Below are 21648 nucleotides of genomic sequence, written 5' to 3'. Positions count from 1 at the left end.
GTGTAAATCAGGCTTCGGCCTTGGCCTTCAGGCGCTCCAGCGTCAGCCGGATGTGCTGGGCATTGGCGGATTCGCGGTCGCTGACGCCGGTGGCCAACCCGGCCACCTTGCGGAACCAGCCGGGGCGCCGGTCCCACGTCTGCTCGGTGACGGTGCAGCCGCCCTCGGCCGGTGCGATGTCGTAGCGCCAGTGCGCCACGGGGATGACGAGGCTCTTCACGTCGAACCCGAACGTCCTGCCTGGCTCGGCATGCGTCACCGTGCACATCGTGGTCCACTTCCGGCCACCGTTGCTGTTGTGACCCTTGAACACCGCACCCGGTGTGGCGCTAGCGCCCTGATGCCACTCCATCGCGTCGGTCTCCTCGGCTAGAGCCGCCATGGTCGGAAGGTCCGTGATCAGCGCGTACACCGCCTCGGGCGCGGCGGCAATGGTCATCGAGGCCTGGGCGGAGGAAGGGCCGAGTGGTGTCATTCGGCGATCGTATCGAGGGATCGGAGCGTCAGGCCCCGGCTTCGGCCTTCGCCTTGAGGCGATCCAGGGTCAGCTTGATGTGCTCGGCGTTGGCGGAGGTTCGATCGTGGACGCCGGTGGCCTGCTCCGCGGGCTTGCGGAACCAGTCCGGTCGGCGGTCCCAGGTCTGCTCGGTGACACTGCAGCCACCGTCGACGGGTGCGATGTCGTAACGCCAGTGCGAGACCGAGATGACGGGGCTCTCGGCGTCGACGGCGTACACGACGTCGAAGGCGAACACTCGGCCAGGTTCGGCATGGGTGACCGTGCACTCGGTCGTCCACTCCTTGCCGCCATTGTTGTTGTGGCCCTTGAACACCGCGCCGGGTTGGGCGGAGTCACCCCGATGCCATTCCATGGCGTTGGTCTCCGCGGTCAGTGTCGACATGGTCGGGAGATCGGTGATCAGGGCATATACGTCGCCGCAGCTGGCAGTGATCGTCACAGAAGCTTGGGCCGACGCTGGACCGGGTTCGCTCACGGGGCGATCGTAGCGATGAGGCATTCAGGTGAGAAAGGAATCTCACACCCTGCTGAGTACGTTGGCATCAACATGACCGATCGACCCGTTCTAGAGCCCACCGCCGAACATCCGATAACCGTCACGCCGACCGCCCGACACGTCGTCGTACGGGTGCACGGTGACGTCGTCGCCGAAACCGACGACGCGCTGACACTGCAGGAATCCACCTACCCCGCCGTTCAGTACATTCCGCTCGCGGACGTCGCCGAACACTTCCTGCGGCGCAGCGAAACCACCACCTACTGCCCATACAAGGGTGAGGCCAACTACTACGACGTCACCAACGGCCAGACCACGGTCGCCGACGCCATCTGGACCTACGAGCAGCCCTACCCGGCCGTCGCCGCGATCGCAGGTCACGTCGCGTTCTACGCCGACAAGGCCGACATCGTAGTTTCGAGCTAGTCCTGGCGACATAGGCCAGGATGGTGGGGTGGACGCTGAACCGCTGCGCAGGACTGTGGCGTTCTCAGGCCCTGCGAGTCCGGCGCTGACCCTTTCGCCACTGCGACGCGGCCCCGGTGACCCGTGCTACCAACTGGCCGACGGCGCGATCTGGAAGACCAGCCTGCAGACCAGCGGCCCGGTGAGCGCCCGCATTCTCAAGACCGGGCGCGACACCGTCGAGTGTGAGGCCTGGGGTGACGGCGCGGCCGAATTCGTCGACGGCCTGCCCACCTTCCTCGGTGCCCACGACGACGCGGCCGGATTCGCGCCGCGGGAACCGACGATCGCCGCCGCCTATCGGCGTGTGCCGCACCTTCGGCTTGGGCGCACAGAACGCGTGCTTGAGGCCCTGCTGCCCGCCGTCCTGGAACAACGCGTCGCAGGTAAGGACGCGTTTCGCGCATGGCGCCTGCTGGTCACGAAGTTCGGCACACTCGCACCCGGGCCCGCCCCGGCCCGGATGCGCGTGCCGCCTGCCGCCGACGTGTGGCGGCGCATCCCGTCCTGGGAGTTCCACCTCGCCAACGTCGATCCCGGACGCGCCCGGACGCTGGTGTCGTGCGCGCAGCGGGCCGCGTCCCTGGAACGGTTGACGGCGCGCCCCAGCGCCGGCGCGAGGGAGGCGTTGCAATCGCTACCCGGGGTGGGCGAGTGGACCGCCGCCGAGACCGCCCAACGCGCGTGGGGCGACGCCGACGCCCTGTCGGTCGGCGACTACAACCTGTCGAACGTGGTCGGCTGCACCCTGCTGGGCCACCGCATCGACGATGCCGAGATGCTGGAGCTGCTGGAACCGCTACGGCCGCACCGGCATCGGGCCGTGCGTCTCCTCGAAGTCAGTGGCATGGCGCGTAATCCACGCTACGGCGCGCGCATGGCGATCCCGGATCTGCGCAGTCTCTGACGGCGGGGATTAGCCCCTGCAAGTCGCGGGTAGGACTCCTAGGACGTCAAGACCAAAGGAGTCCAACTATGGCTGAATTCACGCTTCCGGGCCTATCCGACAAGGCCGGCCGCGAGGTCGCTGAACTGCTGCAGAAGCTGCTCAGCACCTACAATGACCTGCACCTCACGCTCAAACACGTGCACTGGAATGTAGTTGGCCCGAACTTCATCGGCGTGCACGAGATGATCGATCCGCAGGTCGAGCTGGTGCGCGGCTACGCCGACGACGCCGCCGAGCGGATTGCGGCGCTGGGCGCGTCGCCGAAGGGCACGCCAGGCGCGATCTTGAAGGATCGCACTTGGGACGACTACTCGGTCGGCCGGGACACCGTGCAGGCCCATCTTGCCGCGCTGGATCTGGTGTACACCGGCGTGATCGAGGACGCCCGCAAGGCGATCGACACGCTCGACGATCTTGATCTCGTCTCTCAAGACTTGGTGATCGGTCAGGTCGGCGAACTGGAGAAGTTTCAGTGGTTCGTTCGTGCGCACCTGGAGAACTCCGGGGGTCAGCTGTCCAGCCAGGGCGCGACCACCGAGAAGAAGGCCGCGCAGAACGCCAAGAAGAAGGCTCCGGTTAAGTAGTCAGCCGGGGATCGGACCCGCACCACATGGGTGCGGGTCCGACTTCCCTTCTAGCTCAGGACTTCTGCTGATCGAGCGCATCGTCGCGGACGGGCCGGTCGGCCAGTTCCTCGGCGCGGCCGAACAGATACGGGTAGGCGATACCGGCGATCGCCGCTCCGACCAGAGGTGCCAACCAGAACAGCCAGAGCTGCGCGGGGGCCCCGTCGCCGTTGAAGAACGCGACGCCAGTCGAACGTGCCGGGTTCACCGAGGTGTTCGAGATCGGGATCGAGATGAGGTGGATGAGTGTCAGCGTCAGCCCGATTGCCAAGCCCGCGAATCCCTTTGGTGCCCGGTCATCGGTGGAGCCGAGGATGACAAGCAGGAACACACCGGTGAGGACGACTTCGGCGATGAGCACCGCCACCATCGAGTAGCCACCGGGTGAATGGTCGCCAAAACCGTTGGCGGCCATGTTGCCGGTCGCCGTCCAGCCGTCCTGGCCCTTGGCGATCACGTAGATCACCGCGCCGCCGACGAGGCCGCCGATGACCTGTGCAATCCAGTAGCCGGGCACTGCCTTCCACTCCACCCTTTGCGCGAGGGCGGCGCCGAGCGTGACGGCCGGATTGAAGTGGCCGCCCGAGATGGTGCCGAACGCGTACACGCCGGTGAGCACCGTCAGGCCGAACGCCAGTGCGACACCGAGGAATCCGATGCCAAGCGAGACGCCGTCGTCGGCTATGAACTTCGCGGCGAACACCGCACTGCCGCAGCCGCCGAGTACAAGCCAGAATGTACCGATGAACTCGGCTGCCAAGCGGTGAGTCATGGTCGGGGTTGTCATGATGTGAAACCTCCCTTGCCGGTGCGCCGTTGAGGTGCCCGTTGCGAGAGGGTCGCACGGTTGAACACTGCGAAGGGGTGACTGTGGCCGAACCTCTGCCTGATCGTGACCGAAAGCTACCGGGACGTTACGTAGCGTGGTTTCGCGCTAGCTGCGGTATGCGGTGAGGCGGGCGATGATCGCGACCTTACCGTCGGCGCCGATTGCCTGCGCATCGGCGACGCCGCTGCGGCGCCCGACGCGCAACGGCGTTCCCACGTAACGGGACTCCCCGCCCGCCAGGAACTGCCGCAGAAAGTTCACTCGAAGTGACGCGGTGATCAGCGGGTTCCCGGAGCGGCCGGCGTTCACGGCGGCCGACGCGGCAATCTCCAGGCCTGCCGAGGCGATACCACCGTGGACGACGTCGATGTTGTTGTTGAGCACTCGATCGGCGCGTTGTCCCAGGATCACCGATTCGCCTTCGCCACGCGGGGAGTCGATCGCCATCATGTCGGAGAGGCCGAACTTCTCCTCCATGTCACCCTCGCGGGCGGCTGCCTCGGCGAACTCGCCAGGGTGGTCGATGTAGAACGACCGCACGGTCCCGCTCCCGATGAGCCTGCCCGCGAGGAGCAACTCGCACTCGCCGACCGCGGTGGCGTGCTTGCCGCTCATCGGACGGCTGATGCCCAGCACGGTCTCGTCACCTGCGGCAGCGACCGCCGCGGCGGCGTCAGGCGCCAGTTCCAGAGAGAGTTCGCTGGACACGGTCCATTCGTGATCATGGCGGCGGTGGTGGTTGAGCAACCCGGCGATGTGATCGGTCAGGACTGCCAGTGGGCCCAGGCTCGGCTCCCCGGTGGCTGGGTTGAGCAACCCCTCAATGGGCATCGTGGCGGCGCATCGGTCGACGCCTTCCTCGAGGGTCTCGATCCGGAATCTGCCGATCGGCGTGTTACTCGCGTGGTGTCGCATCTGGCAAAGCTTGGCGGCAGGGGCGCTCCTTGATACCCAGCAGGGGTATCCGGACGGGTATGGGCGGGCTCCGTGGCGGCCAAGTTTGCCCTGGTCGGGTCTAAGAATCCGGGAAAGCTTTCCAGCAAATTGAAATAACCTGATAGTAGCAGCTAGATGAGCTGATATTGATCTAGGGCAAACTGGTGGGACGATCCCGAGCGTGACGTGGATCGCACCTCGATCGGGCGGCCTGTTCGGCGTTGTCACGAAAGTTGCAGTGCTGCAACATTTTAGAGTCGAAATCGTGCCTTGACGCCGGGCGGCGCGGCTGGATGCCCCGGCGCATTAGTTAGGTCTGGCTAAGTTGGCATGTCAGGCAGTGTCTGTCATATCGTTTATCACTCGAGGCAATTGGGGACATAAAGCCCGTCGTTCAGTGCTGCACACTGGCCCTCCCATCGCCTAGCCCGGCAGTGCCGTCTGTTGACGGCTGCCACGCAGACACGCTGCGTGAAGGCGTGTGAAGAGAAAAGGTCAGGTGGGAATGGCGCCCAAGGCGGTCGGGCTGTACAACCCCGCATATGAGCACGATTCCTGTGGTGTCGCGATGGTTGCGGACATCCACGGACGACGTAGCCGTGACATTGTGGATAAGGCCATTGCGGCGCTGGTGGCCCTCGAGCACCGCGGTGCTCAGGGTGCCGAGCCGAGTACGGGTGACGGGGCCGGAATCCTGCTTCAGGTGCCCGACGAGTTCCTGCGGGCGGTGTGTGCGGAACAAGGGGACTTCGAGCTTCCCGCGGCAGGCAGCTACGCCACCGGTATCGCGTTCCTCCCGCAGTCGGCCAAGGATGCGGCCGCCGCTTGTGAGGCCGTCGGCAAGATCGTCGAAGCCGAGGGTCTGACGCTGCTCGGCTGGCGCGAGGTCCCCACCGATGACTCCTCACTGGGTGCACTGGCGCGCGATGCGATGCCGACGTTCCGTCAGGTGTTCATCGCCGGCGCCGAGGGTATGGACCTGGAGCGCAAGGCTTTCGTGGTGCGCAAGCGCGCCGAACACGAGCTGGGCACCAAGGGGCCGGGGCAAGACGGGCCGGGACGCGAAACCGTGTACTTCCCAAGCCTTTCCGGTCAGACGTTCGTCTACAAGGGCATGCTGACCACGCCTCAGCTCAAGGCCTTCTACCTGGATCTCCAGGACGAGCGCATGATGAGCGCGCTGGGCATCGTGCACTCGCGGTTCTCCACCAACACCTTCCCGTCGTGGCCGCTGGCTCACCCGTTCCGACGGGTCGCCCACAACGGCGAGATCAACACCGTCACAGGCAATGAGAACTGGATGCGGGCGCGCGAGGCGCTGATCCGCACCAACGCCTTCGGGACCGAGGGGCTCGACAAGATCGTTCCGATCTGTACCCCCGGCGCATCCGACACCGCGCGTTTCGACGAGGTGCTGGAGCTGCTGCACCTCGGCGGTCGCAGCCTGCCGCACGCGGTGCTGATGATGATCCCCGAGGCCTGGGAGCGTCACGAGTCGATGGACCCCGCGCGTCGCGCGTTCTACGAGTTCCACGACTCGCTGATGGAACCGTGGGACGGCCCGGCTGCGGTGTGCTTCACCGACGGCACCGTCATCGGCGCCGTGCTCGACCGTAACGGCCTGCGCCCGTCGCGGATCTGGGTGACCGAAGACGGTCTCGTCGTGATGGCATCCGAAGCCGGTGTGCTCGATCTGGACCCGTCCACCGTCGTGCAGAAGTTGCGCCTCCGACCCGGCCGGATGTTCCTGGTGGACACCGCCCAGGGCCGAATCGTCTCCGACGAGGAGATCAAGTCCGAACTCGCCGCCGAGCATCCGTATCAGGAGTGGCTCGACGCGGGCCTGTTCCCCCTCGACGAGCTGCCCCCCGGCGATTACGTCCGCATGCCGCACCACCGGGTGGTGTTGCGCCAGCAGATCTTCGGCTACACCTACGAGGAACTGAACATGCTGGTGGCGCCGATGGCGCGCACCGGCGCCGAGGCCCTCGGTTCGATGGGGACCGATACACCGGTCGCCGTGCTCTCGCAGCGCCCCCGCATGCTGTTCGACTACTTCCAGCAGCTGTTCGCCCAGGTGACCAACCCGCCGCTGGACGCCATCCGCGAAGAGGTCGTGACCAGCCTGCAGGGCGTGATCGGGCCCGAGGGGGACCTGCTCAACCCGGGCCCCGAGTCGTGTCGCCAGATCGTCCTGTCCCAGCCGATCCTGCGCAATGCCGATCTGTCGAAGCTGATCTGCGTCGATCCCGACCACGAGATCCGCGGCCACAAGCACGGTATGCGCGCCGCGGTGATCCGCTGTCTGTACCCGGTGAATCGGGGCGGGCAGGGCCTCAAAGAAGCACTGAACACTGTGCGCGCCAAGGTGTCGGAGGCGATCCGCGAGGGTGCCCGCATCATCGTGCTGTCCGACCGCGAGTCCAACGAGACCATGGCGCCGATCCCGTCGCTGTTGTCCGTTGCGGCCGTGCATCACCACCTCGTCGGTGAGCGCACCCGCACCAAGGTCGGCCTGGTGGTCGAGGCCGGCGACGCGCGCGAGGTGCACCACATGGCCATGCTGTGTGGCTTCGGCGCCGCCGCGATCAACCCGTACATGGCCTTCGAGTCGATCGAGGACATGGTCGACCGCGGCGTGATCACCGGAATCAACAGCGACCAGGCCAAGGCCAACTACGTCAAGGCAGCGGGCAAGGGCGTGCTCAAGGTGATGTCCAAGATGGGCATCTCCACCCTGGCCTCCTACACGGGTGCGCAGCTGTTCCAGGCCATCGGCATCTCCCAGGTCGTGCTCGACGAGTACTTCATCGGGCTGAACTGCCCGGTCGGCGGAATCGACCTCGAGGACATCGCTAGCGACGTCGCCTCCCGGCACGCGCTGGCCTTCCTGGATCGGCCCGATGAGCGCGCCCACCGTGAGCTCGAGGTGGGCGGTGAGTACCAGTGGCGTCGCGAGGGTGAGTATCACCTGTTCAACCCGGACACGGTGTTCAAGCTGCAGCACTCCACCCGCACCGGGCAGTACAAGGTCTTCAAGGAGTACACCGCACTGGTCGACGACCAGAGTGAGCAGATGGCCTCGCTTCGCGGTCTGCTGAAGTTCCGCGACGGGGTGCGCCAGCCGGTTCCGCTGGATGAGGTGGAGTCGGCCGCCGATATCGTCAAGCGGTTCTCGACGGGCGCCATGAGCTACGGGTCGATCTCGGCCGAGGCGCACGAGACACTGGCCATTGCGATGAACCGCCTTGGCGCCCGGTCGAACTCGGGCGAGGGCGGCGAGAGCGTGGACCGGTTCGAGCCCGACGACAACGGCGACTGGCGTCGCAGTGCCATCAAGCAGGTGGCGTCTGGCCGGTTCGGTGTCACCAGTCACTACCTGACCAACTGCACCGACATTCAGATCAAGATGGCGCAGGGCGCCAAACCCGGTGAGGGCGGCCAGCTTCCGGGGCACAAGGTGTACCCGTGGGTGGCCGAGGTGCGGCACTCGACCCCGGGTGTCGGCCTGATCTCGCCGCCGCCGCACCACGACATCTACTCGATCGAGGATCTTGCCCAGCTGATCCACGACCTGAAGAACGCCAACCCGAGCGCCCGCGTGCACGTGAAGCTGGTGTCTGAGAACGGCGTCGGAACAGTGGCCGCGGGTGTCTCCAAGGCGCATGCCGACGTGGTGCTGATCTCGGGCCACGACGGTGGCACCGGTGCCACCCCGCTGACCTCACAGAAGCACGCCGGTGCGCCGTGGGAACTTGGTCTCGCCGAGACTCAGCAGACCCTGCTGCTCAACGGTCTTCGCGACCGCATCGTGGTCCAGGTCGACGGTCAGCTCAAGACCGGCCGCGATGTGGTTGTCGCTGCGCTGCTGGGTGCCGAGGAGTTCGGTTTCGCCACCGCGCCGCTGGTCGTGGCTGGCTGCATCATGATGCGGGTCTGCCACCTCGACACCTGCCCGGTGGGTGTCGCCACCCAGAACCCGGTGCTGCGCGAGCGGTTCAATGGCAAGCCCGAGTTCGTCGAGAACTTCTTCATGTTCATCGCCGATGAGGTCCGTGAACTCATGGCGGAGTTGGGCTTCCGCACCATCAACGAGATGGTCGGCCAAGTCGGCGCGCTGGACACCACCCAGGCCGCGGAGCACTGGAAGGCGCACAAGCTGGACCTGTCGCCGGTGCTGTATGAACCCGAATCGGCGTTCATGAACCAGGATCTGTACTGCAGCTCGCGTCAGGACCACGGTCTCGACAAGGCGCTGGACCAGCAGCTGATTGCCCAAAGCCGTGAGGCCCTGGACTCGGGATCGCCGGTGCGATTCGCCACCAAGATCACCAATGTCAACCGCACGGTCGGCACCATGCTCGGCCATGAGGTCACCAAGGCCTATGGCGGGCAGGGGCTTCCGGACGGCACCATCGACATCACCTTCGATGGCTCGGCCGGAAACAGCTTCGGCGCGTTCGTTCCCAAGGGTGTCACCCTGCGGGTCTACGGCGACGCCAACGACTACGTCGGCAAGGGTCTGTCGGGTGGCCGGATTGTGGTCCGCCCGTCCGAGCAGGCGCCCGAGGGCTTCGCCGCCGAGGACAACATCATCGCCGGCAATGTGATTCTGTTCGGCGCCACCAGCGGTCAGGCGTTCATCCGGGGCCAGAGCGGCGAGCGGTTCGCCGTCCGTAACTCCGGTGCGCACGCCGTCGTCGAGGGCGTCGGCGACCACGGCTGTGAGTACATGACCGGCGGACGGGTGGTGATCCTCGGCCCGACCGGCCGCAACTTCGCCGCCGGAATGTCGGGCGGTATCGCCTACGTGTACGACCCGAACACCGCACTGAGTGAGAACCTCAACGGTGAGATGGTCGCACTCGAGGCGTTGGACGATGACGACGTCGGCTGGCTGCGCGACATCCTCGTCGCGCACGTCGACGCAACGGATTCGGCTGTGGGCCAACGTGTCCTCGCTGACTGGGAGGGTGAGCTGAAGCACTTCGTGAAGGTCATGCCACGCGACTACAAGCGTGTGCTGGAGGCGATCGCCGAGGCCGAACGCAACGGCCAGGACGTCGGCACCGCGATCATGGCGGCCACCAGTGGCTGATCCGCGCGGCTTCCTCAAGCACACTCATCGCGAGACCCCGCAACGCCGGCCGGTCCCGCTGCGCCTGCGCGACTGGAAAGAGGTCTACGAGGACTTCTCCCACGAGGCCCTGCAGGATCAGGCTGCCCGATGCATGGACTGCGGCATTCCCTTCTGCCACAACGGTTGTCCGCTGGGGAACCTCATCCCCGAGTGGAATGACCTGGTGTACAAGGATCGGTGGCGCGATGCCATCGAGCGCCTGCACGCGACCAACAACTTCCCGGAGTTCACTGGACGACTGTGCCCAGCCCCGTGCGAGGCCTCCTGTGTCCTGGGCATCAACCAGGACGCGGTGACCATCAAGCAGGTCGAGGTCGAGATCATCGACAACGCCTTCGACAAGGGCTGGGTTGTCCCGATGCTGCCCGACGTGCAGACCGGTAAGAAGGTCGCCGTGGTCGGGTCCGGACCAGCCGGGCTGGCAGCTGCCCAGCAGCTCACCCGGGCCGGTCACACCGTCACGGTGTTCGAGCGGGCCGACCGCATCGGTGGTCTGCTGCGTTACGGCATCCCCGAGTTCAAGATGGAGAAGCGCCACATCGACCGGCGCCTGGAGCAGATGGCGGCCGAGGGCACCCAGTTCCGGCCCGGCGTCAACGTGGGCGTCGACATCACGGTGAAACAGCTGCGCCTGAACTATGACGCGGTGGTGCTGTCCGGCGGCGCGACCGACTGGCGTGACCTGCCGATTCCTGGCCGCGAACTCAAGGGCATCCATCAGGCGATGGAGTTCCTGCCTTGGGCCAACCGCGTGCAGCAGGGCGATGACGTCCTCGATGCCGACGGCCAGCCGCCGATCACCGCGAAGGGCAAGAAGGTCGTCATCATCGGTGGCGGCGACACGGGTGCTGACTGCCTGGGCACGTCGCACCGTCAGGGCGCGGCCAGTGTCCACCAGTTCGAGATCATGCCGCGGCCTCCCGAGGAGCGCGCCGACTCGACGCCGTGGCCCACCTACCCGCTGATGTACCGGGTGTCCTCGGCGCACGAGGAGGGTGGCGAGCGGGTGTTCTCGGTCAACACCGAGGAGTTCGTCGGCGCCGATGGTCACGTCACCGCGCTCAAGGTGCACGAGGTCGTCATGCAGGACGGCAGGTTCGTCAAGGTCGAGGGCAGTGACTTCGAACTCGAGGCCGACCTGGTGTTGCTCGCGATGGGCTTCGTGGGCCCGGAGCGCGCGGGACTGCTGACCGAGTTGAAGGTGGAGCTGACCGACCGCGGCAACGTCAAGCGTGACGACGACTTCCAGACGTCGCTGCCCGGTGTGTTCGTGGCCGGTGACATGGGACGCGGACAGTCGCTGATCGTGTGGGCGATTGCCGAGGGTCGTGCCGCTGCTGCTGGTGTGGATCGGTACCTGATGGGGGACAGTGCGCTGCCCGTACCCATCAAGCCGACCGCCGCGCCTCAGCGATGAGCGCTTGCGCGAAGAGCAGATGAACCAGCGATGAGCGCTTGCGCGAAGAGCAGATGAGCCAGCGATGAGCGCTTGCGCGAAGTCCCAATAATCACTTCAGTCACACCAAAAACATCTGACCAAAGCTCGGCGAGTCACGTGGTGTTAGCTACGTCACAGGTGTCTAATGGTCTGCGGGGGTCGTGCGTGAGTGTGACCCCACGGTGCAGCCGTACGACGCAGGAGTGAACACCGTGCCAAATAACCCGCTGGCGCGTTCGCGGATGAAGCGAATCGCCTGGTCATACCTCCTACACCCGATGAAGTGCCGCGAGTTCCCGGCCAAGCAGGAACGCCTCGTCACCGCGGCCGAGATGCTGCGCTACGGATACTGAACCGAGCAGACACCCACCGCCACCGGCGAGTGGTTGTTTGCTTGGCGAAACGCGTTCGCAGCGAGAGGGTCAGAGCAGCCCTGAGTCCCGGATCTCCTGCGCAAGCGGTTCCAGGACCGCCGGATCCAAGGGTGGCGGTAGGTAGATGATCGCCAGATCCAGACCCTCCTCACCGAGAGCAGCGGCCTCGGCGACCACCTTCGCGTAGTCGAGGTCCGTGTCCAGGCGCACGTGCGCCGACAGCGTGATCTCCTTCGGGTCGCGGCCAATGTCCGCGCACCGGGCGGCGAGCACATCACGCTTGCGGGCGAACTCGTCGGGCGGACCACCGACGAAGTTCCAGTGGTCGGCGTACTTGGCCGTGATGGGCAGCGTGCGCTTCTCGCCGCTCCCGCCGATGCAGATCGGCGGGTGGGGCTGCTGCGGTCCCTTCGGCTCGTTGCGGGCGTCCTTGAGCTGGTAGTACTTGCCCTCGAACGTGGTGGTCTCCTGGCTGAGCAGCCCGGTGAGCACCTCGCAGGCCTCCTCGAAGCGGTCGAACCGCTCCTTGATGCTGCCCAGTTCGATGCCGTACGCGCCGGACTCCTCCTCGTTCCAGCCGGCGCCGATGCCCAACTCGAGGCGTCCACCCGACACGATGTCGAGCGCGGACGCCATATTGGCCAGCACGGCGGGGTGGCGGTAGTGGATGCCGGTGACCAGCACGCCGACGCGCAATCGCGTCGTGGCCTGAGCCAGCGCGGTCAGCGTGATCCAACCCTCCAGACACGGGCCGGCGGGGTCGGAGAAGATCGGATAGAAGTGGTCGAACGTCCAGCCCGACTCGAAGACGTCGATATCGTCGGCGGTCTGCCAGACCGGCAGCATCTCGGCCCAGGTGGTGTTCTGCGGGGAGGTCTTGAAGGCGAATCGCACGTGAGCGAGCCTAGACCCGGAACCTGCATGGTGCTCGTGATCGCGCAGGGCACACTGGAGGACATGGATCCCGTAGCCGCACTGCGCGAGATCGCGTTCTACAAGGACCGTGCGCGCGAGGACTCGCGGCGGGTGATGGCCTACCGCAACGCAGCCGACGTCGTCGAGGGCCTCGACGACACCCAGCGCGAGAAGCACGGCAAGGCCAACAGCTGGCAGATCCTGCCCGGAGTCGGACCCAAGACCGCCAAGGTCATCGCGCAGGCGTGGGCAGGCCGCGAACCCGAGACGCTCATTGAATTGCGCTCAGCGGCAAAAGATCTCGGTGGCGGCGAGGTCCGGGCCGCGCTGAAGGGTGACCTGCACCTGCACTCCAACTGGTCGGATGGATCGGCACCGATCGCCGAGATGATGGCCACCGCCATGTCTCTCGGCCACGAGTACTGCGCGCTGACCGACCACTCGCCCCGCCTGACGGTCGCCAACGGACTGTCCCCGGAACGGCTGCGCCGGCAGCTCGACGTCATCGACGAACTTCGTGAGCGCTTCGCGCCCATGCGCATCCTCACCGGCATCGAGGTCGACATCCTCGACGACGGCAGCCTGGACCAGGAGCCCGAACTCCTGGATCGCCTCGACGTCGTCGTCGCCAGCGTGCACTCCAAGCTCAAGATGGACGCCCCGGCGATGACGCGCCGCATGGTGCGGGCGGTCTCCGAGGGATACGCCGACGTGCTTGGCCACTGCACCGGACGACTGGTGGAGGGCAACCGCGGCATCCGGCCCGAGTCGGCGTTCGACGCCGAGAAGGTGTTCACCGCGTGCCGCGACCACGGCACCGCCGTCGAGATCAACTCGCGACCCGAGCGTCGCGACCCGCCCACCCGACTGCTGTCAATGGCTTTGGAGATCGGCTGCGACTTCTCCATCGACACCGACGCGCACGCACCCGGCCAACTCGACTTCCTGGGCTACGGCGCGCAACGCGCGCTCGACAACGACGTGCCGATCGACCGCATCGTCAACACCTGGTCCGCGGACAAGCTGCTGGCGTGGACTGCGGGCAGGCCCTAGCGGTCCACCAGGTGGTCTGACAGATCCGCGACGTCGAGGCGGTCTGATGATTGCGGGTCTGACCGGCCTGCACCGACTCCTCTGTTTGCCTGCCGAGCCTCGGTGGAACGTTCCGGTGGGCGGGTTCGGAGTGGGTCGAAATCCGTCACTTGCATCTACAAGTATTCCCTCAGCAATCCGCACTATTGCCGTCGGCGTAAGTGTTAGCGTCCTGTGAAACGGATGAGAATGCGGCGAAGGGACTGGTCAGGTGGCAGCCAAGCATCGCAAGGGGAGCCGTCAGGTTAAGAAGATCGCCGTGGTCGCCACCGCGACAGCGACGGTATCGGCGTTGACGGTGGGTGCGGCTCCGGCGCCGCAGCCGTCCAGGTCGGTCAGCCAGGAGGCCATCGACCTGTCGGCTGCCATCAGGTTGCTGCCAAACTCCGGGCAGGTGCCCGATATCACCGGCGGCCTTGGTTCCACGATCTACAACGGCAGCCAGGCGATCGGTGATCAACTGATCCGGGCGGTGGTCAACGGCATCAACCTCGCGACGCTGGCGCAGGCGGCGGGCATCGATCCACGGAGCCTGATCAACACGCTGCTGGCGGACATCCCCGCGAACCTGCTGCCGGGGATCATCTCCGCGCTGGCGCTCGACCTTCCGCTCCTGGGCGTGGTGCTCGACCAGGTCCCCGGGATCGGCGAGCTGCTCGCCGACGTACTCGACGCGCTCGGTCTGGACGAACTCGTCGACGGATCGCTGACGGGGCTGCTCGCCTTGATCGGTCTCGACCTGTCCAATCCGCTGAATCTGTCGAATCTGCTTGACCTGTCCGGGGTCAACATCGTTACGGCCGGGCCGACGTTCTCGATCCTGAAGATGCTGGGCCTGGACCTCGGGTGGACGTCCGCGCTGCCGAACTCGGTGGCCAACGCGATCAACAACTCCCCGTATCTCGAGATCGGGGCCAATGGCCTGCTGACCAATCTGCTCGACAAACTCGAGGACAACCCGCTGGTGGACATCCTCGATCCGCTCGGCCTGTTGAGGAACGGGCTCAGGGACGCGATCGACGGCCTCACCTCGGCCATCCCGGACGTGCTCGACCTCCGCGTCGTTCCGACCGTGGGCATTGGGCTCGGCGCATTCGCCGCGGCGATGGCCTATGAGCGGGTCATCGCGGATCTGGCGAACCAGCCCGGCGGACTGAACTACGACGGCGTGAAACCGCTGCTGGGCAGTCTGACCCTGCTTCCGATGATTCTGATCAACAACCCGGGTCGGCCCGACGGTGGTGCGTTCGCGCGTTTCGGCCCGCTCGCGGCGCTGTTCGGAATAAACACCGTCAATCCGACGACGGAGGTGACAGGCAACGGGGGGATTGGGGGGCCACTGGGCCTGCACATCGGCGGCGCGAACGTGTTGCCGATCCTGGTCGACATCGCCTTCGAGTATCAACCCATGTCTGACCTGGCGTCCTGGCCAAATCCCTTCACGCTGGCCAACAATCTGGCCGCTGCGATGATGCCCACCTACATGTTGCGTGGGCTGACCCTCGAAGGTCTGGACGATCAGCTGATCGATCTCGTCGGAGATGCTGTGGACGAGGCGCTCGACCTGGATGACCCACTGGCGCTCAACATCTATCTCACGCTGCAGTCGAAGGCTCTCCCCCTGGTGGAGCCGCTCTTCCTTGCCGCCGACTTCCTGAATCTGGTCGGCCTGGGCCTGCTGGCGCAGATTCCGATGCGAATTGCGAACGCGCTCATGCCCGCTCTGACAATTCTCACCAACATCGGTTACTCCAACGTGGTGCGGAATCCCGACGGCACCTACACCCGGGACTTCACCAATGCCGGGGTTGAGACGCCGTTCTTCTCCTTCGCCAACATCGACTACGGGCGGGCGCTCGTTGACACGTTCGGGGCCCTCGTCGGCGGCATTCAGAAGGAGTTCTTCAGCGGGAACCCGACGCCGAGCGGCCCGAACGTACTGAAGAACCTGCTGGACGGCCTGCTTGGCGGGGACCTCCTTGGCGGCACGAGCGCTGCCGGAACTCCGCAGGTGCCCGGCGGAACGCCATCGGCGCCGGGCAATCCGCTCGGTGATCTGCTGGGAGGAGTCATCGGCGGTGTCGGTGGCCTGCTCGGCGGACTGTTTGGGGGACTGGGCAATTCCATCGCCCCAGCCGCGATCAGCTCCGAGTCCGAGATCGGAGATGTTCCCGACCTGAACGCGACGTTCTCCAGGATCTCCGTTCCTGCCGGCGCCGTGGAGGACGAAACCGGCTCCATCGCAGACGAATCAACCGAGAAGTTGGCCGTCGAGGCCGAGGGTCAGGCTGATCAGAGCCAGGCCGCAGAGGCCAACGGTGCCGAGAAGCCAGCGGAGGTGCCCACGGAGCAGCCCGCCGACGAGAAGCCCGCCGACGAAACAGATCCCGGCGCCCAAGAGCCTGCCCCGGAACAGCTTTCGCCGGGGAAGCACGCGAAGCCCGAAGGTGAGGGTGAGCCAGGCGAGTCGCCTGAGTCCGATGCTGAGGCCAAGGCGCCGAAGCACGCGAAGTCCGACGATGAGGCCAAGCCTGCGGCGGCGGCCGACGAGACCGCCACCAAGCCGGTGAAGAAGCCCAAGCCGTCGCTCAACGTCGTACGCGATATCGCGAATGCGTTCTCGCCCAAGGGCAAGCCCGGCCCCGTGTCGGAGTCCAAGAACGGCAACGATGGCAAGGGTGTCACCGAGGCCGCTGCCGCGACCGGCGCCGACGCGTCGTCCGAGGGCAGCGCGTCCGACGCCGCCTGACCTCAGTTGAAGGCCAGCCAACTCGGAAGCGCCCGCTCGCGAGAGTCGCACAGCACCTCGTAGGTGTCGCAGGATCCCTTGGGCACACCGGCACCCGCCCACATGCCCCCGGTGTCACGGCGCAACACTATGGACGAGGATCCGCCGCCGTCGAGCAGTATCGCGCTGTCGCTGCCGAGGCCGCGGAACAGATCCTGGATCTGATCCGGTGTGTAACTGCCGCCCTGGAAGACGTACATCTCGTCCTTGTCGCGGGAGTACGCCAGCGCGGTGCGCGCGGCGCTTGGTCCGCCGTCGTTCATCTGCGCGGTGTCGCCCGGCGCCAGCAGGTGCAGGCCGGCAACGGCGACGAAGCGGTTGCCCTTGTCGACGAGGTCGGTGATCACCGGGGTTGCCGCGTCGTAGTCGTCGGTCGACTTCGGGGCGATGACGAACGGCGCACCGCCGACCGGCAGGATCATGGTGCTCAGCGCCGTCCAGGTCTCGTTTCCGCCCGACAGACCCTGCTTGCCTGCGTACGCGATGGTGCCCGTGACGGCGGCATTCGCGCGGCCCTGCCCCCGGGTGTTGTCGACGTAGGCGCCCAGCGGTGAGCTGCAGCCCGTCGACTTCCACGAGCCGCCCTTCTGACCGCGCACGTCGAAGAAGTTGGCGTTGATCGCGATGGTCGGTCGACCGAGTGCCTGCCATGCCTGCAGAGGTGAGAAGGTCTCCGATGCCTGCCACAGGCCCTCGCTCGTGCGGGCGCGCGGATCGCGTTCGCAGCGGGCCTGGTAACCGCGGTGCGAATCCACCAGCAGGCGTGGCGTGAGCCGTTGCGACGCCGCCTTGATGATCATCAGGTGCCCGCCGCTGGTCATCTCGTACCAGTTGCCACCCGCGTTGAGCATGGGTGCCGGATTTCCGCCGCCGAAGTTGTAGACCAGATAGGAGCCGCGCGTTCCCGCGATGGCCCCGGCGAGCAGCTCCCGGGCATCGGCTGCGCGGGCTGTCGGCACGCCCGCTGTGGTAGCCAGGGTGGCGCACATCATCAGTGATGATGCGAAGGCGACGATGCGCCGGATGTTTGCGGTTGGGTTCGGCACCGGCGCCCCCTTCTGGTGATCCCCGAATACAAGACAACAATAATCACAGGTGACACACTGTCAACTTTCGTCACAACTGCATCACGGATGCACAACGGGAGAATTGCGTTGACGGCAATGTGTTTGCCGTAGTTGCGACCCAGCGGAACTGGCCCGTGCCGACCTGGCGGCGAGGAGTTAACCCCGCGCCGCGGTCTCCAGGTCCCGGGCGCGTCCGGATAGGCCGCCCGTAGGGTGTTGCCCGTGGGAATTGGCGGTCTCGTTGCCGATAGCAGATTGCGGTATTTCGTGCTGACGGCGTTTGTGTTCGCGTTGTCCTTGCTCGGCGCGGTACCGGCGGCCATTCCGCAGGCGGCGGCTGAACCCGCAGCCGATTCCGATTCCCAATCCGTCACCGTCGCCGTCCATACCCTGGAGCCGTTTGTCGTCCGAACGAGCAGCGGTGAGCTGACGGGTTTCAGCATCGACCTGTGGAACGAAGTCGCCCAGCGACTGGGATGGACAACCGACTACATCGAAACCGACAACGTACGCGGACAGTTGGAAACGATCACCGAGGGACGATCCGACGTCGCAATCGGGGCGATCTCGCTGACGGCTGATCGCGAACAGCTATTCGACTTCTCTCAGCCCACTCTCGATGCCGGGCTGCAGATCATCGTCCCAGTGCACGACACCCGCCCCTCGGTGCCTGGGCTCGGCGGCTACCTTGATCTGCTGCTGTCGCGGACAATGCTGATCTGGCTCAGCGCGGCCGTGGTGGTCAGTGTGGTGCCCGCGCACATCTTTTGGCTGATCGAACGTCGCAGCGCAGAACCCGTCGTGTCGCGGTCCTACTTCCCAGGAATCTTGCAGTCCTTCGGTTGGGGCATCGGATCGCTCGTTGGCAAGAACAGCACCTCGGCGACGAAGACGATTACCCAGGCACTGGCGATCCTGTGGGGCTTCGCGGGCATCGTCTTCGTCTCGTTCTACTCCGCCAATCTGAGCGCCACCCTGACGGTCGCCAAATTGGATGCCAAGATCAGCGGCCCGGCCGACCTTTACGAAAAATCCGTCGCTACCGTTGGTGACACCACAGCTGCCGCGTTTCTTCGCAGCATGGGTATTGACGCGACTGAGACCAAGACCATCGAGGAGTCTTACCACCTCCTGCGCGAAGAGGGCTACGACGCGGTGGTCTTCGATGCCCCCGTCCTGCGCTACTACGTTGCCCACCGAGGCGAAGGTGTCGCCGTCATGGCTGGGCCGGTGTTCCAAGACGAGAACCAAGGCTTCGTGTTCAAAATCAACAGTCCACTGCGAAAGCCGATCAACCAGGCGTTGTTCCGTATGCGAGAAGACGGGACCTACAACCTGATCAAAGAGAAATGGTTCGGTGACGACGTCGCCACCTCAACGACCACCAACTGACCGCGCCGTCTCAGCGCCCCGGCGGCGCCACGCGGTAGATGGCGTCGGCGTAGTCGTCGGAGACGTAGACCGCACCGTCGGGCCCCACTACCGCGGCAACTGGGCGGCCCCAGCGTTCCCCGTCGCCGGTCTGGAATCCACCGACCAGCGTCTGCTGGTTCCCCAGGCCTCCGTCCTGCCATGGGAAGAACGACACCTCCGGAGCCTGCGGCGCCTGCCGGTTCCAGGAACCGTGCACGCCGACGAGTGCCCCACGCGCGTACGGCGCGGGCAGGGCACCGTCGACGAAGCTCAATCCCAGTGGCGCGGAGTGGGCGCCGAGGCTCTGCTCAATGGGTGGCAGTGCAGCGCAGTCGAGTTCGTTACCGTCGGCGTTGGTCTGGACGTCGCGGATCAGGGGCAGGTCGGCGGGTCCGCCGTCGGGATTGCAGTAGGGCCAACCCAGCTCGCGTCCCGGCGTCAGCCTGGCCAGCGATTCGGGCGGATGGTCATCGACATAGCCGGGCACGACGCGGCCGTAGTCCGGTCCCGCGTCGGGGACCGCGACGTTATCGCGGTTGTTGATCGCGGTCCACACCGCACCGTCCGGGGCGATGGCGAGCCCGGTCCCGTTGCGGACGCCCGTCGCGAACGGCTCGGCTGGGCCACCGCCCGGTGGTACCCGCATGATGGTGGCGCGTGGCGGGGTGGCGGTGCGGTCTGATGCCGAGATGTTTCCCGTGGAGCCGATCGAGAAGTACACGGCCCCATCGGGTCCCACCGCCACGCTCTTGAGTGCATGCGAGTAGGCGCCTTGCAGGTCGGGGCTCTTGGCGTCGGGTAGGCCCGAGGCGACGACGCGCGGAAGACTCGCCCTTCCGTCGGCGTACTCATAGGCGTCCACCTGATCGCTCTGCGCGACATAGAGCGTCGACCCGGCGAACGCGAGCCCGTGCGGCTGGTCGAGACCGTCGAGCAGTGCGGAGTACAGCGGACCGGCGCCCGTGGGCTGCATGCGAATGACCTGCCCGGTGCTTGGCAGCGACACCAGGAGATCGCCATCCGGCGTCCAGGCCATCAGCCTGGGCTTTGGTATCCGCTGCCACACCGACATCGTCCAGCCCTTGGGTACCAAAGCCTTTCGTGGCTCGTTGAACGGGGCCGCTGTGAGATCGTCGGGCACGGTCACGGTGACCTCCTCGAGCCCGGTCTCAATCGGCGGGCGGGTCGAGGCGGTGCCGGTCGAGTCGGTGCCGGGCGGGGGCGCCGACGAGCACCCCGCCACAACCGCGGCGGCGAGTCCGGTCGCAAGGACCGCGCGCCAGGAGCTACGCCGCCGAGAGCCCTGCATGCATCTCCCAGACCAGGATCTCCGACGGCTCGATGGCGGTGATCCTCTGACCGCCGGACGCGGTGAACCGCACCGCATCACCCTCGGCCAGTGCGCCAGCCCCCTCGAGGCTGACCTCGCCGCGGGCGACGAACAGGTGCACATAGGGCGCGTGCGGCAGCTCGACGACGTCACCGGGCTGCATCCGGGCGCCCCGCAGCGCCGCGTGCCTGTTGCGGATCGTGACGGCCGCGTCGCCGGCATGCTCGGGCATCCCCGAGGCGATGGTGACCAGCCCGCCGCGCAGCAGTTCGTCGTCTATCTCGAGCTGTTGGTAGCCCGGGGTGACACCGGCCTCATCGGGCATCACCCACATCTGGACGAAGTGCACGGGCTCCGCGTGTTCCGAGTCGCCGGTCAGCGTCCATGAGTCGTTTCTCTCCGAGTGCAGGATTCCGCGGCCTGCCGACATCCGTTGCGCCAGACCGGGATAGATGACACCCGAGTGCCCGGTCGAATCCTGGTGCACGAGTGATCCGCGCAGCACCCACGTGACGATCTCCATATCGCGGTGCGGATGGGTGTCAAAGCCCTGGCCTGGTTTGACGACGTCGTCGTTGTTCACCAGGAGCAGGCCGTGATGGGTATTGGCGGGGTCGTAGTTGCCGCCGAACGAGAACGAGTGCTTGGAGTCCAACCAGGAGATCGTGGTGGCGGCGCGATCCGCCGCGCGTCGAATCTCGACGGTCTCGGTGCCGGTCATCTGATCACTCCTTGGAGGTCCTGGCCAGCCTAAGCGGCGAGCACTGGACACGACAACATAGATGATGTGTCATGTATTCCGTGTGGTTGTCAGACGACGAACAACGGGTGTGGCGCGCCTACCTGGCGATGACCGCCGGGTTGCAGGCGGAGATGAGCCGCCAGCTCTCGCGAGACTGTGGGCTGTCACTGGCCGAGTACGACGTGCTGGTCGCGCTCGACGAACGGCATGAGTGTCGAATCTCCGAACTCCGAGACCGGCTGGGCTGGGAGCAGAGCAGGCTGTCACATCAACTGTCGAGAATGCGCACGCGTGGATTGATCGCGCGTCAGGGCGCATCGGATGATCGTCGGGCGGCCACCGTCGACCTCACCGACGATGGGCGCTCGGCGCTTCGAGCAGCGGCTCCGGGGCATGCCGAACTCGTGCGCTCGGTGGTGTTCGAGGGCATGAGCACAGAGCAGGCCCGTGCGCTGACGCAATGGACCTCCGCGGTGCTGGAGAGGCTGGGCCACACCGCTGACTGAGCGACCGGTGGAATGGGCTTAG

At 66.1% G+C, this 21648-nt stretch carries 18 protein-coding genes; 10 read left to right on the top strand and 8 right to left on the bottom strand.

What is annotated here, in order from left to right; genetic code table 11:
* Positions 1-7 precede the first annotated feature (7 nt).
* A complete protein-coding gene (locus ACZY0X_RS05855; RefSeq protein ID WP_463768639.1) occupies positions 8-475 on the bottom strand; it encodes an SRPBCC family protein in 468 nt (155 codons plus the stop codon).
* A 28-nt stretch (positions 476-503) separates the two neighbouring features.
* Positions 504-995, bottom strand: coding sequence for an SRPBCC family protein (locus ACZY0X_RS05850; RefSeq protein ID WP_463768638.1), 492 nt, complete (start codon positions 993-995; stop codon positions 504-506).
* 72 nt (positions 996-1067) lie between these two features.
* Here ACZY0X_RS05850 and ACZY0X_RS05845 point away from each other — a divergent pair, with 72 nt between their 5' ends.
* The 3 genes from ACZY0X_RS05845 (at position 1068) to ACZY0X_RS05835 (ending at position 3014) form a co-directional block, all read left to right on the top strand.
* Positions 1068-1442, top strand: a complete 375-nt coding sequence (locus tag ACZY0X_RS05845; protein WP_463768637.1) for a DUF427 domain-containing protein — start codon at positions 1068-1070, stop codon at positions 1440-1442.
* 28 nt (positions 1443-1470) lie between these two features.
* Positions 1471-2388 carry a DNA-3-methyladenine glycosylase family protein gene (locus tag ACZY0X_RS05840; RefSeq protein ID WP_463768636.1) on the top strand — a complete coding sequence of 306 codons (918 nt, stop codon included), beginning with the start codon at positions 1471-1473 and terminating at the stop codon, positions 2386-2388.
* A 68-nt stretch (positions 2389-2456) separates the two neighbouring features.
* Complete coding sequence (locus ACZY0X_RS05835) at positions 2457-3014, top strand: Dps family protein (protein WP_463768635.1); 558 nt, start codon at positions 2457-2459, stop codon at positions 3012-3014.
* A gap of 55 nt (positions 3015-3069) precedes the next feature.
* Here ACZY0X_RS05835 and aqpZ read toward each other — a convergent pair whose 3' ends face one another.
* On the bottom strand, positions 3070-3843 hold the full coding sequence (gene aqpZ / locus ACZY0X_RS05830) for an aquaporin Z (protein WP_463768634.1): 774 nt from the start codon (positions 3841-3843) through the stop codon (positions 3070-3072).
* A gap of 147 nt (positions 3844-3990) precedes the next feature.
* A complete protein-coding gene (locus ACZY0X_RS05825) occupies positions 3991-4800 on the bottom strand; it encodes a PaaI family thioesterase (RefSeq protein WP_463768633.1) in 810 nt (269 codons plus the stop codon).
* Between the two features lie 526 nt (positions 4801-5326).
* Between ACZY0X_RS05825 and gltB the strand changes: the two genes are divergently transcribed.
* From gltB to ACZY0X_RS05810, 3 genes are all read left to right on the top strand, one after another.
* Positions 5327-9919 carry a glutamate synthase large subunit gene (gltB, locus tag ACZY0X_RS05820; protein WP_463768632.1) on the top strand — a complete coding sequence of 1531 codons (4593 nt, stop codon included), beginning with the start codon at positions 5327-5329 and terminating at the stop codon, positions 9917-9919.
* Positions 9912-11378 carry a glutamate synthase subunit beta gene (locus tag ACZY0X_RS05815; protein ID WP_463768631.1) on the top strand — a complete coding sequence of 489 codons (1467 nt, stop codon included), beginning with the start codon at positions 9912-9914 and terminating at the stop codon, positions 11376-11378. Before gltB ends, ACZY0X_RS05815 begins: the two co-directional genes overlap by 8 nt.
* 233 nt (positions 11379-11611) lie before the next feature.
* Positions 11612-11752, top strand: a complete 141-nt coding sequence (locus ACZY0X_RS05810) for a hypothetical protein (RefSeq protein WP_463768798.1) — start codon at positions 11612-11614, stop codon at positions 11750-11752.
* A 69-nt stretch (positions 11753-11821) separates the two neighbouring features.
* Here the strand turns inward: ACZY0X_RS05810 and ACZY0X_RS05805 are convergent, their stop codons facing one another.
* Positions 11822-12667, bottom strand: coding sequence for an LLM class F420-dependent oxidoreductase (locus ACZY0X_RS05805; protein ID WP_463768630.1), 846 nt, complete (start codon positions 12665-12667; stop codon positions 11822-11824).
* Between the two features lie 63 nt (positions 12668-12730).
* Here ACZY0X_RS05805 and ACZY0X_RS05800 point away from each other — a divergent pair, with 63 nt between their 5' ends.
* Positions 12731-13741, top strand: a complete 1011-nt coding sequence (locus ACZY0X_RS05800; protein ID WP_463768793.1) for a PHP domain-containing protein — start codon at positions 12731-12733, stop codon at positions 13739-13741.
* A 250-nt stretch (positions 13742-13991) separates the two neighbouring features.
* Positions 13992-16529 carry an AAA family ATPase gene (locus ACZY0X_RS05795; protein WP_463768629.1) on the top strand — a complete coding sequence of 846 codons (2538 nt, stop codon included), beginning with the start codon at positions 13992-13994 and terminating at the stop codon, positions 16527-16529.
* Between the two features lie 2 nt (positions 16530-16531).
* On the opposite strand, the gene ACZY0X_RS05790 is transcribed toward ACZY0X_RS05795, so the two are convergent.
* Positions 16532-17560, bottom strand: coding sequence for a phosphodiester glycosidase family protein (locus ACZY0X_RS05790; RefSeq protein WP_463768792.1), 1029 nt, complete (start codon positions 17558-17560; stop codon positions 16532-16534).
* A gap of 297 nt (positions 17561-17857) precedes the next feature.
* Here ACZY0X_RS05790 and ACZY0X_RS05785 point away from each other — a divergent pair, with 297 nt between their 5' ends.
* On the top strand, positions 17858-19027 hold the full coding sequence (locus ACZY0X_RS05785) for a transporter substrate-binding domain-containing protein (RefSeq protein WP_463768628.1): 1170 nt from the start codon (positions 17858-17860) through the stop codon (positions 19025-19027).
* Between the two features lie 10 nt (positions 19028-19037).
* Here ACZY0X_RS05785 and ACZY0X_RS05780 read toward each other — a convergent pair whose 3' ends face one another.
* Together ACZY0X_RS05780 and ACZY0X_RS05775 are read right to left on the bottom strand one after the other, a co-directional pair.
* The gene (locus tag ACZY0X_RS05780; protein WP_463768627.1) at positions 19038-20357 is read right to left on the bottom strand and encodes a PQQ-dependent sugar dehydrogenase; all 1320 of its coding nucleotides are present in this window, start codon (positions 20355-20357) and stop codon (positions 19038-19040) included.
* Positions 20335-21099 carry a pirin family protein gene (locus tag ACZY0X_RS05775; protein ID WP_463768626.1) on the bottom strand — a complete coding sequence of 255 codons (765 nt, stop codon included), beginning with the start codon at positions 21097-21099 and terminating at the stop codon, positions 20335-20337. The genes ACZY0X_RS05780 and ACZY0X_RS05775 overlap by 23 nt, the downstream gene beginning before the upstream one ends.
* Positions 21100-21170: 71 nt before the next feature.
* Between ACZY0X_RS05775 and ACZY0X_RS05770 the strand changes: the two genes are divergently transcribed.
* Positions 21171-21626: a MarR family winged helix-turn-helix transcriptional regulator gene (locus tag ACZY0X_RS05770; protein WP_463768625.1), complete on the top strand. Its 456-nt coding sequence runs from the start codon at positions 21171-21173 to the stop codon at positions 21624-21626.
* Positions 21627-21648: the final 22 nt, after the last annotated feature.

The organism is Mycobacterium sp. IDUB_39 (assembly GCF_055419205.1).
Note: the sequence above shows the minus strand (reverse complement) of the source record. Positions and strands in the feature narration are given on the sequence as shown.